At 67.1% G+C, this 17461-nt stretch carries 18 protein-coding genes and 1 riboswitch; of the genes, 6 read left to right on the top strand and 12 right to left on the bottom strand.

Features of this window, described 5'->3' with window-relative positions; all coding sequences use genetic code 11:
• Positions 1 to 22 precede the first annotated feature (22 nt).
• Genes AC4D2R_RS01615 through AC4D2R_RS01605 form a run of 3 tightly spaced genes read left to right on the top strand, consistent with a single transcriptional unit; the run spans position 23 to position 4445 of the window.
• Complete coding sequence (locus tag AC4D2R_RS01615; protein WP_490936820.1) at positions 23 to 745, top strand: SDR family NAD(P)-dependent oxidoreductase; 723 nt, start codon at positions 23 to 25, stop codon at positions 743 to 745.
• A 53-nt stretch (positions 746 to 798) separates the two neighbouring features.
• Complete coding sequence (locus AC4D2R_RS01610) at positions 799 to 3357, top strand: ATP-binding cassette domain-containing protein (RefSeq protein WP_490936818.1); 2559 nt, start codon at positions 799 to 801, stop codon at positions 3355 to 3357.
• Complete coding sequence (locus AC4D2R_RS01605; protein WP_490936816.1) at positions 3354 to 4445, top strand: ABC transporter permease; 1092 nt, start codon at positions 3354 to 3356, stop codon at positions 4443 to 4445. The genes AC4D2R_RS01610 and AC4D2R_RS01605 overlap by 4 nt, the downstream gene beginning before the upstream one ends.
• Here AC4D2R_RS01605 and AC4D2R_RS01600 read toward each other — a convergent pair.
• Both AC4D2R_RS01600 and AC4D2R_RS01595 read right to left on the bottom strand, forming a co-directional pair.
• Complete coding sequence (locus AC4D2R_RS01600; protein ID WP_490901034.1) at positions 4417 to 5433, bottom strand: magnesium and cobalt transport protein CorA; 1017 nt, start codon at positions 5431 to 5433, stop codon at positions 4417 to 4419. The two genes, AC4D2R_RS01605 and AC4D2R_RS01600, sit on opposite strands and share 29 nt — an antisense overlap.
• A gap of 168 nt (positions 5434 to 5601) precedes the next feature.
• Positions 5602 to 6063 carry a PGPGW domain-containing protein gene (locus tag AC4D2R_RS01595; RefSeq protein ID WP_490936814.1) on the bottom strand — a complete coding sequence of 154 codons (462 nt, stop codon included), beginning with the start codon at positions 6061 to 6063 and terminating at the stop codon, positions 5602 to 5604.
• Between the two features lie 227 nt (positions 6064 to 6290).
• Here AC4D2R_RS01595 and AC4D2R_RS01590 point away from each other — a divergent pair, with 227 nt between their 5' ends.
• Positions 6291 to 6977, top strand: coding sequence for an alpha/beta hydrolase family protein (locus AC4D2R_RS01590; RefSeq protein ID WP_490936812.1), 687 nt, complete (start codon positions 6291 to 6293; stop codon positions 6975 to 6977).
• 46 nt (positions 6978 to 7023) lie between these two features.
• Here the strand turns inward: AC4D2R_RS01590 and AC4D2R_RS01585 are convergent, their stop codons facing one another.
• From AC4D2R_RS01585 to AC4D2R_RS01575, 3 genes are all read right to left on the bottom strand, one after another.
• Positions 7024 to 7629 carry a GNAT family N-acetyltransferase gene (locus tag AC4D2R_RS01585; protein WP_490936810.1) on the bottom strand — a complete coding sequence of 202 codons (606 nt, stop codon included), beginning with the start codon at positions 7627 to 7629 and terminating at the stop codon, positions 7024 to 7026.
• Between the two features lie 106 nt (positions 7630 to 7735).
• Entirely contained in the window at positions 7736 to 9082 is a 1347-nt protein-coding gene (gene gdhA / locus AC4D2R_RS01580; RefSeq protein ID WP_490936808.1) for an NADP-specific glutamate dehydrogenase, read from the bottom strand.
• Positions 9083 to 9184: 102 nt separating this feature from the next.
• Complete coding sequence (locus tag AC4D2R_RS01575) at positions 9185 to 9835, bottom strand: GNAT family N-acetyltransferase (protein ID WP_490936806.1); 651 nt, start codon at positions 9833 to 9835, stop codon at positions 9185 to 9187.
• A 183-nt stretch (positions 9836 to 10018) separates the two neighbouring features.
• On the opposite strand from AC4D2R_RS01575, the gene AC4D2R_RS01570 reads away from it, so the two are divergent.
• Both AC4D2R_RS01570 and AC4D2R_RS01565 read left to right on the top strand, forming a co-directional pair.
• A complete protein-coding gene (locus AC4D2R_RS01570) occupies positions 10019 to 10591 on the top strand; it encodes an MOSC domain-containing protein (RefSeq protein ID WP_490936804.1) in 573 nt (190 codons plus the stop codon).
• 115 nt (positions 10592 to 10706) lie between these two features.
• Positions 10707 to 11339 carry a hypothetical protein gene (locus tag AC4D2R_RS01565; RefSeq protein WP_490936802.1) on the top strand — a complete coding sequence of 211 codons (633 nt, stop codon included), beginning with the start codon at positions 10707 to 10709 and terminating at the stop codon, positions 11337 to 11339.
• 21 nt (positions 11340 to 11360) lie between these two features.
• On the opposite strand, the gene AC4D2R_RS01560 is transcribed toward AC4D2R_RS01565, so the two are convergent.
• The 7 genes from AC4D2R_RS01560 to AC4D2R_RS01530 form a co-directional block, all read right to left on the bottom strand.
• A complete protein-coding gene (locus AC4D2R_RS01560) occupies positions 11361 to 12779 on the bottom strand; it encodes an FAD-binding oxidoreductase (RefSeq protein WP_490936800.1) in 1419 nt (472 codons plus the stop codon).
• A gap of 195 nt (positions 12780 to 12974) precedes the next feature.
• Positions 12975 to 13355, bottom strand: a complete 381-nt coding sequence (locus AC4D2R_RS01555; RefSeq protein ID WP_490936798.1) for a VOC family protein — start codon at positions 13353 to 13355, stop codon at positions 12975 to 12977.
• A gap of 55 nt (positions 13356 to 13410) precedes the next feature.
• A complete protein-coding gene (locus AC4D2R_RS01550) occupies positions 13411 to 13992 on the bottom strand; it encodes a protoglobin domain-containing protein (RefSeq protein ID WP_490936796.1) in 582 nt (193 codons plus the stop codon).
• 426 nt (positions 13993 to 14418) lie between these two features.
• Positions 14419 to 14997 carry a GNAT family N-acetyltransferase gene (locus AC4D2R_RS01545; RefSeq protein ID WP_490901047.1) on the bottom strand — a complete coding sequence of 193 codons (579 nt, stop codon included), beginning with the start codon at positions 14995 to 14997 and terminating at the stop codon, positions 14419 to 14421.
• An 84-nt stretch (positions 14998 to 15081) separates the two neighbouring features.
• Complete coding sequence (locus AC4D2R_RS01540; RefSeq protein WP_490936794.1) at positions 15082 to 15396, bottom strand: DMT family transporter; 315 nt, start codon at positions 15394 to 15396, stop codon at positions 15082 to 15084.
• A gap of 9 nt (positions 15397 to 15405) precedes the next feature.
• Positions 15406 to 15473: riboswitch (guanidine-III (ykkC-III) riboswitch) on the bottom strand.
• A gap of 47 nt (positions 15474 to 15520) precedes the next feature.
• A complete protein-coding gene (locus AC4D2R_RS01535; protein ID WP_490936792.1) occupies positions 15521 to 16198 on the bottom strand; it encodes an MBL fold metallo-hydrolase in 678 nt (225 codons plus the stop codon).
• A complete protein-coding gene (locus AC4D2R_RS01530) occupies positions 16195 to 17313 on the bottom strand; it encodes an S-(hydroxymethyl)mycothiol dehydrogenase (RefSeq protein WP_490936790.1) in 1119 nt (372 codons plus the stop codon). The genes AC4D2R_RS01535 and AC4D2R_RS01530 overlap by 4 nt, the downstream gene beginning before the upstream one ends.
• Positions 17314 to 17461: the final 148 nt, after the last annotated feature.

Genomic DNA, 17461 nt, shown 5'->3' with positions numbered 1-17461 from the left:
ACTTCCAGAACCGGAGCACCACATGAATCGCCTCGAAGGCAAAGTCACTATCGTCACAGGAGCCTGCCGCGGGATCGGCCGCGCAATCGCCGAGACATTCGCCAGGGAAGGCGCAACGGTCATTGCGACAGGGCGTGCGGCGGCGGATCCCACGTTCGACGCCGGAATCGAGTACCACCAGCTCGAGGTCTCCAAGGAGGAGCACTGGCGCCGGGTCGTCTCCGACGTTGTCGCCAAGCACGGCCGTGTCGACGTCCTCGTCAACAACGCCGGAATCATCGCCTACGACACCCTGCACGAGCTCACCGTCTCCAGCTGGAACGAGGTCATCGCGGTCAACCAGACGGGCACCTGGCTGGGCATGCGCGACGTCATCCCCCATATGGTTGCCCAGGGCGGCGGCTCGATCATCAATGTGTCATCCATCTGGGGCAGCGTCGCGGTCTCCGGTGCCCACGCCTACCACGCCACCAAGGGCGCTGTACGGAACATGTCCAAGAGCGCGGCGATCACCTACGCCAAGGAGAACGTGCGGGTGAACTCCGTGCACCCCGGCTTCATCGTGACGCCGCTGACTGACGCGCAGGCCCCCGAGGTGAACGACTATGTCGTCTCCATGACCCCGATGGGACGCGCAGGACAGCCAAGCGAGATCGCCAACGGCATCCTCTTCCTCGCCTCCGACGAGTCGAGCTTCGTCACCGGATCGGAACTGGTCATCGACGGCGGGTACCTCGCCCAATGACCGCCTACCGCCCTTTCAGCCCTTCACCACCGGACCAGTAAGGAGTTGCCGCGGTGACAAACCCCGACCTCTACGACGTCTCAACCCTTCCCGGGGCCGACGGCGCGCGCGCGTTCGGCCCCGCCGTCCTGAAGCCTGACGGCATCGTCAAGACCTTCCCGGGCGTCAAGGCCCTCACCGATGTGACCCTTGAGGTGCTCGCCGGTGAGGTGCACGCACTCGTCGGCGAGAACGGCGCGGGCAAGTCCACCCTGATGGCCGTCGCCTCCGGAGCCCTCACGCCCGATTCCGGCACCGTGCACATCGGCGGAACGGAACTCGGCACCTCCTCGCCCGGGCAGGCGCGGGAGCTCGGGCTCGGCATCGTCCGACAGGACCCTGCGCTGCTTCCGGACCTCACGGTTGCCGAGAACATGGCGGTCGGCGTGGGGTACCGGCGGGTGGGGGGCCTGCGCAGGGCGGCCGCCTGGTCCCAGAAGGAGCTCGACAAGTGGGAGATGGGCATCGACGCCCGCACCCGCGTCGCCGACCTTTCCGTCGAGCAGCGCTTCATCGTGGAAATCGCCAAGGCGCTGGCGCTTGAGCCGAAGGTGCTCATCCTCGATGAGCCGACTGAGCACCTCAGCCTCGAAGAGGTCCAAAAGCTCTTCCGCACCGTCCGCGCCCTGGTGGCCGGATCGACCGCCGTCGTCTACATCTCGCACCGGATTCCCGAAGTGAAGCAGATCGCCGACCGCATCACCGTCCTCCGCGATGGGCGGGTCCGGGGCACCTTCGAGGCCGGAGACGTCGACGAGCAGCAGATCGTCGAGCTCGTCATCGGGCGCACGCTCGACGCCGTCTTCCCGGCCAAGGGATCCCAGGCCGGAACCATCGGCGCCGACGACCGGCTGACCGTCACCGCCCTTGAGGGCGAGGGCTTCCACGACATCAGCTTCAGCGTGAAGGCCGGGGAGATCGTCGGGCTGGCCGGGGTGCAGGGCAACGGGCAGACGCAGCTGATCCGCGCCCTCGCCGGCCTCGAACCGGCCTCCGGCGGCATTGCCGTGGCCGGCCGGAAGGTTCAACCCGGCAGCAACGCCGCCGCAGCGCGGGCCGGAGTGGTCTACGTTCCCGCCGACCGCCACGGCGAAGGTGTCTTCCTGCCGTTGTCGGTGGGGGAGAACATCTCGGCGAAAACCCTTCCCCGGGTCTCCCGGGCGGGAGCGGTCAGCGAGCGGCGGATCGTTGACGTGGCCCGGGAGCAGATCCGCCGGCTGGCGGTAAAGACTCCGTCACCGAGGACCCCCATCTCCTCGCTGTCCGGTGGAAACCAGCAAAAGGTGGTCCTGGCGCGGACGCTGCTTGCCGAACCGGCCGTCCTCCTCGCCGAGGAACCCACCCAGGGCGTCGATGCGGGCGCCCGGGTCGACATCTACGGCATCCTCCGGGGCGCCGCGGACGACGGCGCGGCCGTGGTCATCCTCTCCTCCGACGGGGTGGAACTCGAAGGGCTCTGCGACAGGGTGCTCATCCTCTCCCGCGGCACGGTCGTTTCCGAGCTTGCCGGCGACGACGTCACTGAGGCCGCGATCGCACGGGCCGCCCTGACCTCCACCACGGTGCGGGAACGCACCGACGCCGACAAGGCCGCGCGCGGGGTGAACCTGCGGCGCTGGCTCCGCGGCGACTCCTCGCCGGCCGCTGTCCTGGCCGGACTGTTCCTCCTCCTTGGGGTGGTCGTGGCGGCAACGAACCCGTCGTATTTCGGGGCGTTCAACCTCAACAACCTGCTCCTGATGGCTGCCCCGCTGCTCTTCGTCGGGGCAGCGCAGCAGGTGGTGGTCCTCGGCTCGGGCTTCGACCTGTCGGTGGGCCCCCTCATGGGGTTCCTCGTGGTCCTCGCCTCCTTCTGGATTGTCGACGGCGGCAACCTCTACCTCGGGCTCGCCCTCATGGCCGCAGGCGCGCTCGGTACCGGCATCGTGAATGGGCTCCTCGTCACCCGGTTCAACATCAACCCGGTCGTGGTGACCCTCGCCATGTACATGGCACTTCAGGGCATCTACCTGGCGCTGCGCAGCACCCCCGGCGGAATCATTTTCGGTGGCGTCGCAGAGCAGATCCAGGCCCGCATCGGGATTGTGCCGGTTGCGACGATCCTCGCCGTTGCCGCCCTGGTCGTGCTTGAGGTCGCCCTGCGCCGCACCCGCTGGGGCGTCGAGCTCCGCGCCGTCGGCTCGCGGATCGACGCCGCCGGCCGGCTGGGGATCCGGGTCAAGCGCACCCAGTTCCTTTCCTACGTGCTGTGCTCCCTTCTGGTCCTGCCGGCGGCGCTCATCATGATGGCCCAGATCGGCATCGGCGACGGAAGGCCATCGCTGTCCTACACGCTGGCATCGGTCACCGTGGTCGTGCTGGCCGGGGCGAGCATCTTCGGCGGCCGTGGGTCGTTCATCGGCATCATCGCCGCCGCTTTCCTCGTGCAGCAGGTGCTCAACGTCTCGCCGTTCCTGGGGCTCTCCCAGGCCTGGTCCTACTGGCTTCCCGGCCTCATCACCCTCTCCGCGGCTGTTCTCTACGCCCAGTTCCGCCGCTCCCGCGGAACCCGTCGTTCAAGGAAGGCGTCATGACCACCACCAAGGACCTGCTGACCCGGCCCGCCGCCTCCCAGGCGGACGACGGCGCCGAACCGGTATGGCGCAGGATGCTTTCGGGCAGCTGGGTGGGCATCGCCGTGGCCACCGTCCTGCTGTTCGCGCTGAGCCCGGTGATCGCGCCGGGCAGCCTGGGGGCGGCGCCGCTGCTGAGCATGCTGCCCTTCGCCTCGGTGCTCGCCATCATCGCCGCCGGCCAGACCCTCGTCGTCCAGCAGCGGGGCCTGGACCTTTCCGTGCCGGGCATGATCGCGCTGGCCGCCGTGCTCTCAACGGGGCTGCCGCAGAGCCACGGCTGGCCGCTGTGGGCAGCAGTCGTCGCGGGCCTGGTGGGGCCGGGCCTCGTCGGGCTGGTCAACGGCGTGCTGGTGACGGTCTTTGGGGTCATGCCGCTTGTGGTGACCCTCGGCATGAACGCCGTCCTGCTCGGCACCGTGTTCTTCCTCGCCGATGGAACACCCTCCGGTGCTCCGGATGCACTGAACCGGTTCGCCCTCGACCGCACTCTCGGGATACCGAATACGGTGCTCATCGCGGTGGGCATCGTGGGCATCGCCGCGCTCGTGACGCAGCGCCTGATCGTGGGAAGGCGGCTCACCGCCGTCGGAGTCAGTGCAAGGGCCGCCGCCGTGCTTGGCATCCGGGTGAACGTGTACACCATCGTCGCCTACGGCTTCGCGGGGCTTTGCTACGGCGCCGGCGGCGTGCTGCTCGCCGGCTACACCAAGACGCCTGCCCTGTTCCTTGGCGACTCCTACATGCTGCCGTCGGTGGCCGCGGTGGTGCTCGGCGGCACCGCGTTGACCGGCGGCCTTGCGAGCGTTGCCTCGACCGGCATCGCGGCGCTGTTCCTGACCCAGCTCGGGCAGCTGTTCCGGTCGATGGGCTGGCAGGACGCCATGCAGCTGATCGCCCAGGCGGCGGTGCTCATCCTCGTCGTGCTCGCCCGGGAGATCCTGCCGGCCGCGGCGGCGCGGCGGGCAGCGCGGAAAACTGCAGGGGGGCCGCCGTCCCGCAGGCTAGGCGTCCGCGCTGCTACAGCCAGCCGCGGTGGCGGAACATGAGGTACAGGCCCACTCCCATCGCCACCATCAGCGCGAGCGCGAACGGGTAGCCAAGCTGCCAGGACAGTTCGGGGATGTTCTCGAAGTTCATGCCGTAGATGGTGCCGACGAGGGTGGGGGCGAACAGGATCGCCGCCCATGAGGAGATCTTCTTGACCTCCTCGTTCTGCACCAGGCCGGATTCGGAAAGCAGGCGCATCTCGTCGTTCTGCCGCTGGGCAACGAAGGTTGCATGAACGGTGAGGGCGTTCTGCAGCAGCACCCGGAATGCGTTGACCTGGTCGATGATGCGCAGCACATGGTCGTGGACGTCCCGGAGCCTGCGCTTGACCTCGACGTCCATGCCGTTCATGTCTGATTCACGCTGCAGGGCCTCGAGCATTGAGCCGAGGGGCTGGGTGGCCCGCTGGAACAGGACGATCTCCCGGGAGAGGTCATAGATGCGCCGGGAAACGTCGGCTCCGGCGTTGAAGAGCTGGTCCTCGATCTCGTCGATGTCGTTCTGCAGCCCCGCCACCACGGGCTGGTACTGGTCCACCACCTCATCGAGGATCGCGTAAAGCACGATCGGCGGTCCCATTGCCAGAAGCTCGGGCTCGGCCTCGAGCCGATGACGGACCGGGGCAAGGTTGAGCGCCTCGGTGTGGCGGACCGTGACGATGAAGTCCCTTCCGGCAAACACGTGGAGTTCCCCGAACTCCACCTTCTCAACGTCGTCGAGGTACCGGGCCGGCCGCAGCACCACAAACAGGGTGTCGCCGTACTGCTCGAGCTTGGCGCGCTGATGCCCGGTCAGGGCGTCCTCGACGGCGAGTGCGTGAAGACCGAACTCGGCGGCGACCGCATCCACTTCCTCAGGCGCAGGGCGGAACAGGCCTATCCAGGCCATGCCCCGCCGCTCGTGCATCATGTCGAAGGTCTCGTCGAGACTGTCGGGGTTGTCGGTTCGAATTCCATCCAAGTACACCGCGCTGTCGATCGTGGTCATGAAACCCACCTGCTCCTTTGCTGGCCGCTGCTTCACTGCACGCCGGGTCCGGTCTCCTCGCCACGTGCGATGAAATCATGGTCCTCCAGAGCCGCCCCGGAGCATAGGGAGGCAACCGGAACGCTGGCGCGCGTTACGGGCCGGCGGGATGAATCCGGGCATAAGCGGTTATGTGCCGGGCGCTGCGGACGTGCGCGGGCGGAACCGTCGGATGCTGTAGACAATGAAGCCGAGTGCGAGGATGCCGGAGAGGATCAGGCTCGACCCGACGCTCCAGCCGCCGGGCAGCCACCACCGGTCGGAGAGGGGCCACATTCCCGGAACCGGAGGCTGCATGCCCCACGCAACCCCGGCTGCGATCAGGAGGAGGCCGCCGAGGCAGCTGAGGCTGATCCGGCCTTTGGTGCGCACGCCTTCGGCCGCGGCAGCGAACGCTTTGCGCTTGACCGGCCGGAGCCAGCGCTTGGCCCAAGCATATTGGGTGCTCAGGACGGTCAATCCGGCAACGAGGGCAAGAAGCCCGGGGCCGGGAAGCACGAGTGCTGCCACGCCGATGAGAACCAGCATCCACCCGAGAACGAGGGAGCCTATTCGATGGAAGTGGCCGGATTTGGGGGATAACTGTGGCATTTTCCTGCTTTGCACATCGTATGCAGCAAGGCTGCACGAAACGGTTTACGGGACCTGGATCGGACGGATGTTTTCTGGGTCGGGCGTCCCCTGCGTCCGACAGAGAGGAAACGCTCCGCCGTCTGAAATGGTGCCCTGTTTCCGGTCCTGCCGTCGAGGAATTCGTGGCTGCCACCAACCCACGCCGGTCCTCCGGGATGGGCCGGCTTCGGTGTTAGCGTTGGCCGATGCGCCCCAGCTTTGTTCTGCTGCCAAGTCCTTTCCTTGGTCCTGCCGCGTGGCGGCCCGTGGCCGGGGTCCTCGCCGGCCGGGGACACAGAGTGATCATCCCGGAGCTGCCAACGGCAGCGCCGAGGACCGCGCGGGAGGTGCTGTCCACCTTCCTTGAAGCGGTGCCAGGGGACGGTGAAAGCGTTCTGGTGCCGCACAGCAACGCCGGGTTGTATGTGCCGGCATTGACGGCCCGCGCCCGGGTCCGTGGGTTCATCTTCGTCGACGCCGTGCTTCCACCGGCCGGCGGTGAAATGCCTGTTGCGCCGCGAGCACTGCTTGAAACAATGCGGGACCTGGCCGGCACCGACGGCCTGCTTCCTCCCTGGACCCAATGGTGGGACGAAGCCGACGTCGCGGGCCTGTTCCCCGACGAGGCCGCGCGCCGGAGCGTGGAAAGGGAACAGCGGCGCATTCCGCTTTCCTACCTCGAGGGGACGGTTCCCGTGCAGGAGGGGTGGGACCTCCGTCCCGGTGCCTACCTTGCCATCGGTGACACCTACGCAGCGGAACGGACCGAAGCGGGCCGCCGCAGGTGGCCTGCGGTCACGCTGCCGGGATCGCACCTGCACATGTTATGGGACCCCGTCGGCGTCGCGGACCAGATACTGGCACTGCTCGCGGCGTATCCAAACCGGCCGTGAACCGGACGCGGTGCGGTGCGGGCAATCCCGTGGGCACCGGCCGGGGTCAGTCCTCCGTGAGCAAAGCGATCAGCGCCGGTGCCAGGTCTTGATTCGAATACAACAGCCGCACCGCCCGGGGGTCGGGGTTGCCCGCGTCGGGGCCTCGCCAGATGAACCGGAGCCCGGCCCGCTCAATCGTCCTCTGCGACCGGTCGTTGCCCTCGAGGAGGTATGCGGTCAGCGGCAGGTCCGGCCGGTTCCGGTGGGCGGCGGAGACGGCGGCGCCAATAATCTCCTGCGCGTAGCCGTGCCTCCAGAAGGGCGGCGACAGGCGGAACCCCAGGTTCCAGGCAGCACCGTGGCGGAGGCTGCAGCCGCCGATGCCAACGAACTGTCCTTTCGTGGCGGGCACCGTGCTGTGCGCTACCCCCATTCCCAGGCCGTTACGTTCCCACCCGGCCCGCCAGCGCTCGATCATCCGCCCCGTCTGCGCCGGGGTGGTGTGCCGGCTGAGCGGATCAGGGCCCCACACCTGAGGATCGGCGTACATCGCGTGCAGTTCCGCCTGGTCGGATTCCACGGGCGGCCGGAGCGCGAGGCGGGCCGTGGCGGGTCGGCTGGGAGCCAGGTCCGCGGTGCGGGGTGTCTTGGCGGCTGCACGTCTTTCCATGGGGTAGAGCCTGCCACGGCGCCAGGACCCCGCCAAACCCGCCCCGCGGCCTCAGCACTCTTGCACCACGCGGGTGCGGTACCGATGGCTGAGACCTGGGCGGGTCCTAGATAACGCCAAGGGCAAGCATGGCGTTCGCGACCTTCACGAAGCCGGTGATGTTCGCACCGGCCACGTAATTGCCCTCCATTCCATACTCCCGCGCGGTTTCGGCGCAGCTGTCATGGATCCCGACCATGATCTCCTCGAGGCGTCGTTCCGTATGGTCGAAGGACCAGGCATCCCGGGAAGCGTTTTGCTGCATTTCCAGTGCCGACGTTGCGACCCCGCCGGCGTTGGCCGCCTTGCCTGGCCCGAAGAGCACGCGCGTTTCCTGGAACAGGTCGATCGCCTCCGGAGTGCAGGGCATGTTCGCGCCCTCGGCGACGGCCAGGAGCCCCGAGGCGATGAGGCTACGGGCGTCCTTTCCGTCGAGCTCGTTCTGGGTGGCGCAGGGTAGGGCGACGGTTGCCGGGGCGTCCCAGACCGAGCCGGAACCGCTTTCCACGAAGTGTGCGCTGGACCCGCGCCGGGCGGCGTACTCGCTGACCCTCCCGCGTTCCACTTCCTTGATTTCCCTGAGCAGTGGGAGGTCGATCCCCTTTTCGTCAATGACGTACCCGGAGGAATCGGAGCAGGAAACTACATGGGCGCCGTAGGCCTGCGCCTGGGCAATCGCGTGGAGGGCGACATTTCCCGCCCCGGACACGGCAACCCGCTGCCCGTCGAAGCCCAGGCCGCGCGTCTTAAGCATTTCGCGGGCGAAGATGACGCAGCCGTACCCTGTGGCTTCCGGGCGCACCAGGGATCCTCCCCAGCCGATACCCTTCCCGGTCAGGACCCCGGACTCGTAGCGGTTGGTGATCCTCTTATACTGGCCAAAAAGGAAGCCGATTTCCCTGCTGCCGACGCCAATGTCACCGGCGGGAACGTCCGTGTACTCCCCGATATGCCGGTACAGCTCCGTCATGAAGGACTGGCAGAAGCGCATGACTTCCGCGTCGCTGCAGCCCCGCGGATCGAAGTCGGACCCTCCCTTGCCGCCGCCGATCGGCATTCCGGTCAGGGCGTTCTTGAAGATCTGCTCGAAACCGAGGAACTTCACGATTCCCAGATACACCGACGGATGGAACCTCAGACCTCCTTTGAACGGGCCCAGTGCGGAATTGAACTCCACCCGGAACCCCCTGTTGATCCGGACGTTTCCGCTGTCATCGACCCATGGGACACGGAAAATGATCTGGCGTTCGGGTTCACAGATCCGTTCCAGGATCGAGGCTTCAACGAACTCGGGATGCTTCTTCAGGACGGGCTGGAGGGAGTCGAAGACCTCTACGACCGCCTGATGGAATTCGGCCTCGCCGGGGTTGCGGTTGAAGACCTCTTCGCGGACCGCCAATAGTGCTGGATCCATGCGTTGCTCCTTTGAAAAGGCCTTTCAGGCCGAGATTGTGTGGAGATTCCACGGCGACAGGGAGTCTGCGTGCCTAGTCCGCCCTCCGTCGCGCAGGAGGGGTCAGGCACGGCTCTTCGACGGGGCAGGGGCTTCCGCTGCGGACCCCGCGGCGGCCGGCTTGAAGCGCCTGCGCTCGTGGGGCATCAGGAGGGCCACGAATTGGGGATGTTGGATGAAGAACTCTTGGGATTCGGGGCAGAAAGGGGAAATGTCGAGCCGGCGCCGGTGTGCGTTAAGCAGCACCGATTTCATGAGGACCGGTTCCAGATCCCACCGGCGGAACCGCCGGTCGACGACCACCTGGATGATGCGCACCTGACCGTTGCGCTGCTCATACTTCACATACCCCGCCATCAGGCCGTTGTTGTACAGCTCGAACCGGGAGTACAAGACGTTGTCGCGGAACACTGTGCGGGGGGCCTCGGAATGCGCTTCCGGCATCCGCGCCGCGGACTCCCTCCGATCGAGTTCCTCTGCCAGCGACTCGTAGCGCTCGCATGCATCCGGAGGTGGAAAATCGCTGTCCATGAGCCGGTACGCCTGATTGCACAGGGCCGTGAGGTCGCGGGTGGACACAGCGCTCAGGTCCAGAGGGAAAACCGGCGCGGCATGGACGTCCGGCCCGCGCCCGGAAGGTTCGGGCCAGAACTCCAGCGCGTTAAGGCCCGAGTCAAGAACGTGATTGCGCCGCAGCGCCTGGGAAGAATTCATGACGGTCAACTCCGCAGTCAGGGGGCTGGGCCAACTGCTCGACCGGTTGCACAAGTGTAAGCCCGCACCGACGGAAAAGAAAGGATGCTTAGTAACGTCCCGGGTCCCGCGAAGTTGCCTCACTGCCAGACTTACTGCCGCCCATCGTGTCTTGGGCGCCGCCATGACGGATAATTTTGTGCCATGACGGCAACGTTCAGGTACGACGTCGAGATATTGCATCTGCTCGTGTCCCCGGCTCACGCCTACTTTGGCCGTGCACGCGACGGAGTAGCCGATGTTCCCACAACAGATGCCGACCAGGTCGAGTTGGTCGCAGGCAAAGGGATCGTCGGTGACAGGTTCTTCGGGAAAGCGGCCCATATGGATGCCGCAGTGACGCTCATGGCGGTGGAGGCCCTTGAAGCAATTGCCGCAGATTTGGGCGTCGCCCCTTTTGATCCCCTCCTTCCGCGGCGCAACGTGGTTATCCGGGGCGCCGAACTCGCACCGCTGGTGGGCGAGGAGTTCACGCTTGAATCACAGGGGGACCTCGTGCGGCTGCGGGGAGGACGGCCGGCCCATCCCTGTATCTGGATGGACAAGGTGATGGCTCCGGGGGCGCACGCCGCAATGCGCGGGCGTGGCGGCCTGCGCTGCCAGGTGCTTACCGACGGCATCCTGCACCGCGGGCCGGCGGTGCTCGTCACATCCGTGCCGCTGCAGCCGGAACAGGCGCATGTCGCAACCCTCCGGCGTCCCACCCGCCTGCCCTAGCGCCCGCAGGCGCGCCGGGAGCCCCGCCGACCGGAGGGCCTGCCGGCGGGGCTGAGACGAAACTCCGGGCCCTCCGCCTCGGATGCCCGGCCGTTGTGAAGTGCAAAGATGGCATGTGTCGAAAAAATCCCAGTCACCGAAGCGCATACGGGCCGTCCTGCAGCAGTCGATGGAGCAGGTCCTCCCCGTTCAGCTGCGCCGTTCCTTGGAAAGGCACGAGACCGAGTCCGGAGTGGTCCTGGAGATCGGCGATGAATGGATGCTGCTGGCGTGCCTGCGGGAGGGCATCCTGCTCGACGGCTTCGTTGCCCTCCGAATCGACCAGCTGGCGCGGGCGGAGCTCAAAGGAACGTTCACCGGCTACGTTGAACAGCGCAACGCCTGGCCACCGGCGAGGCCCCACGGGTCGTTTTCCATTGATAATCTGCGCTCAATCATGGCCGGCGGCGTGGACACCTCCGGCGTCGTCTCCGTGTATCGGGAGGGAAAGTACCCGGGGCAGCTGCTGATCGGCGTGCCGGTGAAGTGGACCAAGAAGCGGATGTGGCTGTTCACCATCGATCCTCAGTGCCGCTGGGACGATTTCCTCGACCGATACAAGCTGAAAGACATCACCAAGGTTTCCTTCGGCGGGGACTACGAAAAGGCGGTCCTGGCCGTCGGCGGGCCAATGCCGCCTTCTGTCCCGGCGACGGACAACAGAGGTAAGCCGGTACTGCTCCCGACGGTCAGCGGACCGGACTTGTAAGGTCAGGCGCCCCGAACGGACTCAGCGGGGCGCCACATTGTGGTTGATCCGGAAGACGTTCTGCGGATCGACCTGGGTCTTGAGTTCGGCGAGGCGGTCGAGGAGTGCGCCGCGGTAGACGGCGGTTTCATCCGGCGAGCGGGTTCCCGTGCGTTGGTCCAGATCCTCGGGTTCCTCAGCACCCAGGAAGTTAACGTACCGGCCGGGTGCGGCATGGGGCGCAACGTCTTCGGAGAACCCTTTGACGAACTGCACGTTCCGCTCATCGTCGCCGTCGTCGGTCCAAAACCCGTAGATGTTCAGCCAGTAGGGCGACCTGCGGTCCGGGAAGGGGGTGGCCTCGACCGGCACCCGGGCCACCGCCCCGCCCATGTGGTGGACGTCGAAAGCGGTGCCCTGCCAGGTCTGTTCGGCCGCGCGGCGGAGCAGGATTTCCTGGAGATCCCCGGAAAGGTGCTTGAGCGCGGCATTCCGCCAGTACGCGCGAACACCCTTGGGGAACAGCTCGTCCACCGCTGACTGCCAGCCGGTCCACGTGGTTTCCCCAATGTCCTCCATCTCCGGAGGCGCCGCAGCACGGAGATTGCCGATGAGCGCCTCTCCGACGTTCCTCTCGTGGCCGGCCCACGCGAATCCGACGATCATGAGCGGGTCACCTCCCATCTCCCAGTGCGGCGGAGGCGTGAGGAAGGTGAGGATGCTGTTCAGTTCATCCGGAACGGTTTCGGTCCACGCTGCGTAGGCGGCCAGCGCCGTGTCCCAGGTCCGGTGCGTGTAGACGAGGTTGCCGGCATAGAGGGGCTGGGGCAGGCGGTGAGCCCGGAACGTGAAGGATGAGACGACGCCGAAGTTGCCCCCTCCGCCCCGCAGGCCCCAGAACAGGTCTGGGTTCTGTCGTTCGCTGGCTTCGACAACCTCTCCCGAGGCTGTGACGACCCGGGCGGAGACCAGGTTGTCGATGCTCAGCCCATAGGGCCGGGTCAGCCAGCCCATGCCGCCGCCCAAGGACAACCCGCCAACACCCGTTGCCGAGACGACGCCGAGGGGGACTGCCAGCCTATGCGGCTCCGTTGCCGCGTCCACCTGTGCCAGCGTTGCGCCGCCGCCGATCTGGACCAGGCCCCGGTCAGCGTCGACGGCGACGGCTGACAGTGCGCTGAGGTCGAGCACGATGCCGTCGTCAACCGTCCCGTTACCGGCGACGCTGTGACCGCCGCCGCGCACCGCGAGCGTCATCCGGTGTTCGATTGAGCACCGGATAGCTGCGGATATGTCCTCCTCGCCGGCTACCCGCAGGATGGCGGCGGGACGGCGGTCGATCATCGCGTTCCAGACCCGCCGGGCGTCGTCGTACTCCGGATGGAATTCGTCAATCACCTCCCCGGAGACTGCTCCGCGCAGTGCGATGACTGCCGCCGTTGTGGCATCGTGGCTTGGCATTGGGGGAGTGTGCATGATCTATCACGTCGCCGCGTCGGGGCTCCCGTTGAGTCCGCGGGGAAACGCGGTCAATCCATTATCGAAAGGGCCGAAACGGGAGGTCAACGTGACTTTGGTACCTAAACGCGGACCCGCCAGGGGGCCATCCAAGGCGTGCCAAGGCACCCTGGCCACGGGCGGGCGCCGCCCGACGCGTCAGCTCCAGATACGGGCGGTGCTCGCGAATTCGGCAGGGTCGCTGTGAAGGGGAATGACGCACACCAGATGGCCACCGGGGACTTCAAGGGTCCGGCAGTCAAGCCACCGGGACCGCTCAACAGCACCGAGGCCGACGAGCCGGGCCGTCTCGGCCTCGACATTGTCGGTTTCGAAATCGAGGTGGTAGCGCGGCTCGTCATCGACGCTCTGCACCGCGGTCACGAGGCCCGGAACCGCGTGGGGCAGCGAGGTGAACTGCTCCTCGCCCGGAACGGGGTGGGCGGGCACTCCCAGGGCCCCGGACCAGAAGGCCGCTGACGCTGCGGCATTGTCCGACGAAACATCAATCAGCAAGGTGGATAGACGGCTTCGATGCATACCGCGATCCTACTGCGGCCGGAATCGGCGGCCGGCCGGCAGTCTGGAGAGGGCCCTACCAGGACGAGCTGTAGGGTTCGGCCCAGAGGATCGCGGTGAGGGTGACGCCTTTGAACCAGGCGTTATACATCGCGTCCAACTCATCGGCGTCGGACACCTCTTCGGCGAGGAAGGGGCGGATCGTCAGCGTGAGGGGCAGGATGAATCCCACGAGGTAGCGCAGCTTGATCTCGGAAGCGGGGGAAGCGACGCCGTCCGTCAGGTTTTTCTTGGCGGTCGTGTGGCGGAGGGCGATCTCGTGCTGGTAATCCAGCCACTCCTGGTCATGCTCCCGTGAGCACAGGTCGTTGATCCAGGCTTCGAACCGTGCCCGCACGTTTGAAAGGTAGCCGGAATCCGGCGAGCCGTCGGCGCCGGCGAAGCTCTCGATGAGGAAGGGGTGGTCTCCGACGTAGCCGTACCAAACATCGAGGATCCGCCCGCTGCGCGGCGCCAGGATCGGCTTGGCCCGCAGGAGGGCCTGCCGGTCTGCGTCGGTCCACAGAACCGTCTCTTCGAGCTTCCGGAGCTCCTCAAGTGAAACGGGACTTTTTTCGAGGTCTGCACTGCCATAGGCGTATCCGTGAGGTCCGGTCATGATGGCCCTTCCTATGCATCAGGTGGTCCGGCCCGGCGAAGGTCCGAGGTGCGGCGGCATCGTCGAGTTCGAACCTGGCTTGGGGTTGTGGCCCGCCGAGTCGGGCCTGGTGCGCGGCCCTCGGGTTGTCCCGTCGAGGGTGCGGCAGAAATATCCGGCTGCGCCGCCGTCGTGCGGGCAGAGGGACGAGCGCGGCTGCCGATGGGCCAGCACCGGCAGTCCTCGTAGTTTAAATTTGCGCAAATCAAAGGTCAATGGACGCCGTGCGGGCCATCCTGCGGCGCGGGCGGCGTGAAAGGGTCCGCCACGGCGGGCCGAGTTGGCAGATCACCACGCTTAGGGCGACGCCGTCGGTGGTCATCTGCAGAGTCGCGGGGATGGGGCGGGGCCGGGAGCTTCCCGCGGAGCGCCGTCCCCGCGGGCCTGCTACAGGGGCAGGCGCATCAGCACCCGCGGGATGCCGTTGGAGACGGATGCGGTGTCGGCGGCCTTTGTGAAACCGGCCTCCTCGAACAGCGAGCGCGTGCCGACGTACGCCATCGTGGTGTCGACCTTCTGCCCCTTGTTGTCGACGGGATAGCCCTCAAGCGCCGGTGCGCCATGCTCGCGGGCGTGCCGGATGGCTCCCTCAAGCAGCGCACGCGCCACCCCCTTGCCGCGGTGGCCGCCGCGCACCCTGAAACACCAGGCCGTCCATACCGGAAGGTCATCGACGTGTGGAATCCGGGTGCCGTGGGTGAAGGAGTGGAGTTCCGCTCGCGGGGCGACGCCGCACCAGCCGACGACGACGTCGCCGTCGTAGGCGAGGATGCCGGGCGGGATCGGCCGGCCGCAGAGCTGTTCCACCAACTCGCGGCGCCCGCGTGCACTCAGCGCCCGGTTCTCCTTCGACGGCAGCCGGTAGGAGAGGCACCAGCACACCGGCGAGTCCGGGTTCTTGGGCCCGAGGATCGTCGCGACGTCCTCGAACCGGTCCTGCGTCGCCGGCCGGATGGTGTATTCCATGCCAGCACCCTAAGTCAGCGGACGCGGTTGATCCACTGCTTCAGGAGTGGAGCCTCCGCCACCGCGGTGCCGGTCTGCCGACGATCAGTGGATGACCTTGAGCCCGATCACGCCGCCAATGATCATCGCCAGGAACACGACCTTCAACAGTGACGTCGGCTCGGTGCCGGTGACCATGGCGTACACGACCGTCAGCGAGGCTCCGATGCCGACCCAGACGGCGTAGGACGTGCCGACGGGCAGCGTGCGCATCGCGTAGGCGAGCCCGGCCATGCTGGCGAGTATCGAAGGGATGAAGACAAGGGTCGGGCCCATCCGGGTCAGGCCGTCCGACCTGCCCAGCGCCGTCGCCCAAACTGCCTCAAGGATCCCGGAAAGGACGAGAATGATCCATGCCATGACAACCTCCATGGGCCGTCTTGTCGCACACCGGGTACGGCACCCATCGTCCGGGAGCGCCCTGGTCGGACACCCACTTCCATTTAGTCACGCCCGGTCCGGGAAGGCCAATCCCGGGCGGGACTCAGTGCCCCCGGTCGATCCACTCCTGCAGGTGCGGGGCCTCCGCGCCGATGGTCGTGGGATCGCCGTGGCCGGTGAGCACTTCCGTTCCCTCCGGAAGGGTGAGCAGGCGGGTGCGGATGGACTCGACGATGGTGCCGAAGTCGCTGTAGGACCGTCCCGTGGCGCCCGGCCCGCCCTGGAAGAGGGTGTCACCGGAAAACACAACACCGTCCGGGCCGAGGCCGGGGGCGCTGAAGCAGACGGAGCCGGGGGAGTGGCCGGGAGTGTGAAGCGCGGTGAGCTCCACCCCGCCCACGGTAAAGACGCCGCCGTCGGCAATCGGTGAGTCGACAGGGGTGTCCGGGTAGACCTGCTCCCACAACATCGTGTCGGCCGGGTGCAGGCGGACCGGCGCGCCGACCTGTTCGGCGACGTCACGTACGGCCCGGATGTGGTCGTCATGGCCGTGGGTGAGCAGGATCGCCCGCACGGTGCGCCCGGCGACGGCTTTCACGACAGCCTGCGCATCGTGGGCGGGGTCGATGACCACGCACTCATCGTCGCTGCCGACGATCCACACGTTGTTGTCAACGTCCCAGGTGCCGCCGTCGAGGGAAAACGTGCCGGAGGTGACGAGGTGCTCCACGCGGACCCGGCCGGCCTCGTCGGTGCGGCCTGGGGCGGATCCGGCGGTCATCGGCCGGCCCCCGGCTGGACGCTGTTGATTTCAACGACGGAGCGCAGCACCTTGCCGGCCTTCATCTTCTCGAACGCGGGCTCGACGTCGTCGATCCCGATCCGCTCCGAGACGAAGCCGTCGAGATCGAGACGGCCCAGCAGATACTGGTCCACGAGCATGGGCAGGTCACGGGACGGGAGGGTGTCGCCGTACCAGGCGGACTTGATCGCCCCGCCCCGGCCGAAGACCTGGTCGAGCGGGATGTCCCAGGTGGTCCCGGGGTCGGGGACGCCCACGAGGATCATGCGCCCGGCGAGGTCACGCGCCTCGAAGGCCTGCTTGAAGGTGGCGGCGATGCCGACTGCGTCGATGACGACGTCGGCACCGAAGCCGCCGGTGAGCTCACGGATTGCCTCGACCGGATCCTGCGCCCTCGAGTTGACGGTGTGCGTGGCGCCGAACGAGCGGGCGGTCGCGAGCTTCTCGTCATCGAGGTCGACGGCGATGATCGTTGTGGCGCCGGCCAGCTGTGCCCCGGCCACCGCCGCGGTTCCTACGCCGCCGCAGCCGATGACGGCCACTGACTCACCGCGCTGCACGGCGCCCGTGTTGAGCACCGCGCCGATGCCGGCCATCACGCCGCAGCCGAGCAGTCCGACGGCCGCGTACTGGTGGTCCTCGAGCTCGGCGCCGATCTTGGTGCACTGCCCGGCTGCGACAAGGGTCTTCTCCGCGAAGGCGCCGATGCCCAGGGCGGGGGAGAGCTCGGTGCCGTCGAGCAGCGTCATCTTCTGGGTGGCGTTGTGGGTGTTGAAGCAGTACCACGGCTGGCCCTTGCTGCAGGCCCGGCACTGCCCGCACACGGCACGCCAGTTGAGGATCACCTTATCCCCGGGGGCGACCTCGGTGACGCCCTCGCCGACCGCTGAGACAACGCCGGTGGCTTCGTGGCCGAGCAGGTAGGGGAAGTCGTCTCCGACGGCGCCGACCTTGTAGTGGTGGTCCGTCTGGCAGACCCCGCAGGTAAGGACGTCCACGAGCGCCTCACCCGGACCCGGGTCCGGGACGAGGATGGTCTCGACGGTGGCGGGTTCGTTCTTCGCTCGAACGACGACGGCTTTGACCTCGTGCATAGGAAACCCTTTCAGTTGGCGAAACCGCAGCGCGGCGTCGGCTCCGCCTCTTTCGGAGGAACTGGTCTTCTTCACACTACTGAAGACTTGGCGCGCAGGCTCGTGCCTCGTCTCCGGAATTGTTTCGAACGTAATACGCCGTGACGTG

The organism is Arthrobacter sp. TJ-217, from assembly GCF_058269255.1.
The sequence above is the reverse complement of the archived record's forward strand: the minus strand, read 5'-3'. Positions and strand labels throughout refer to the sequence as shown.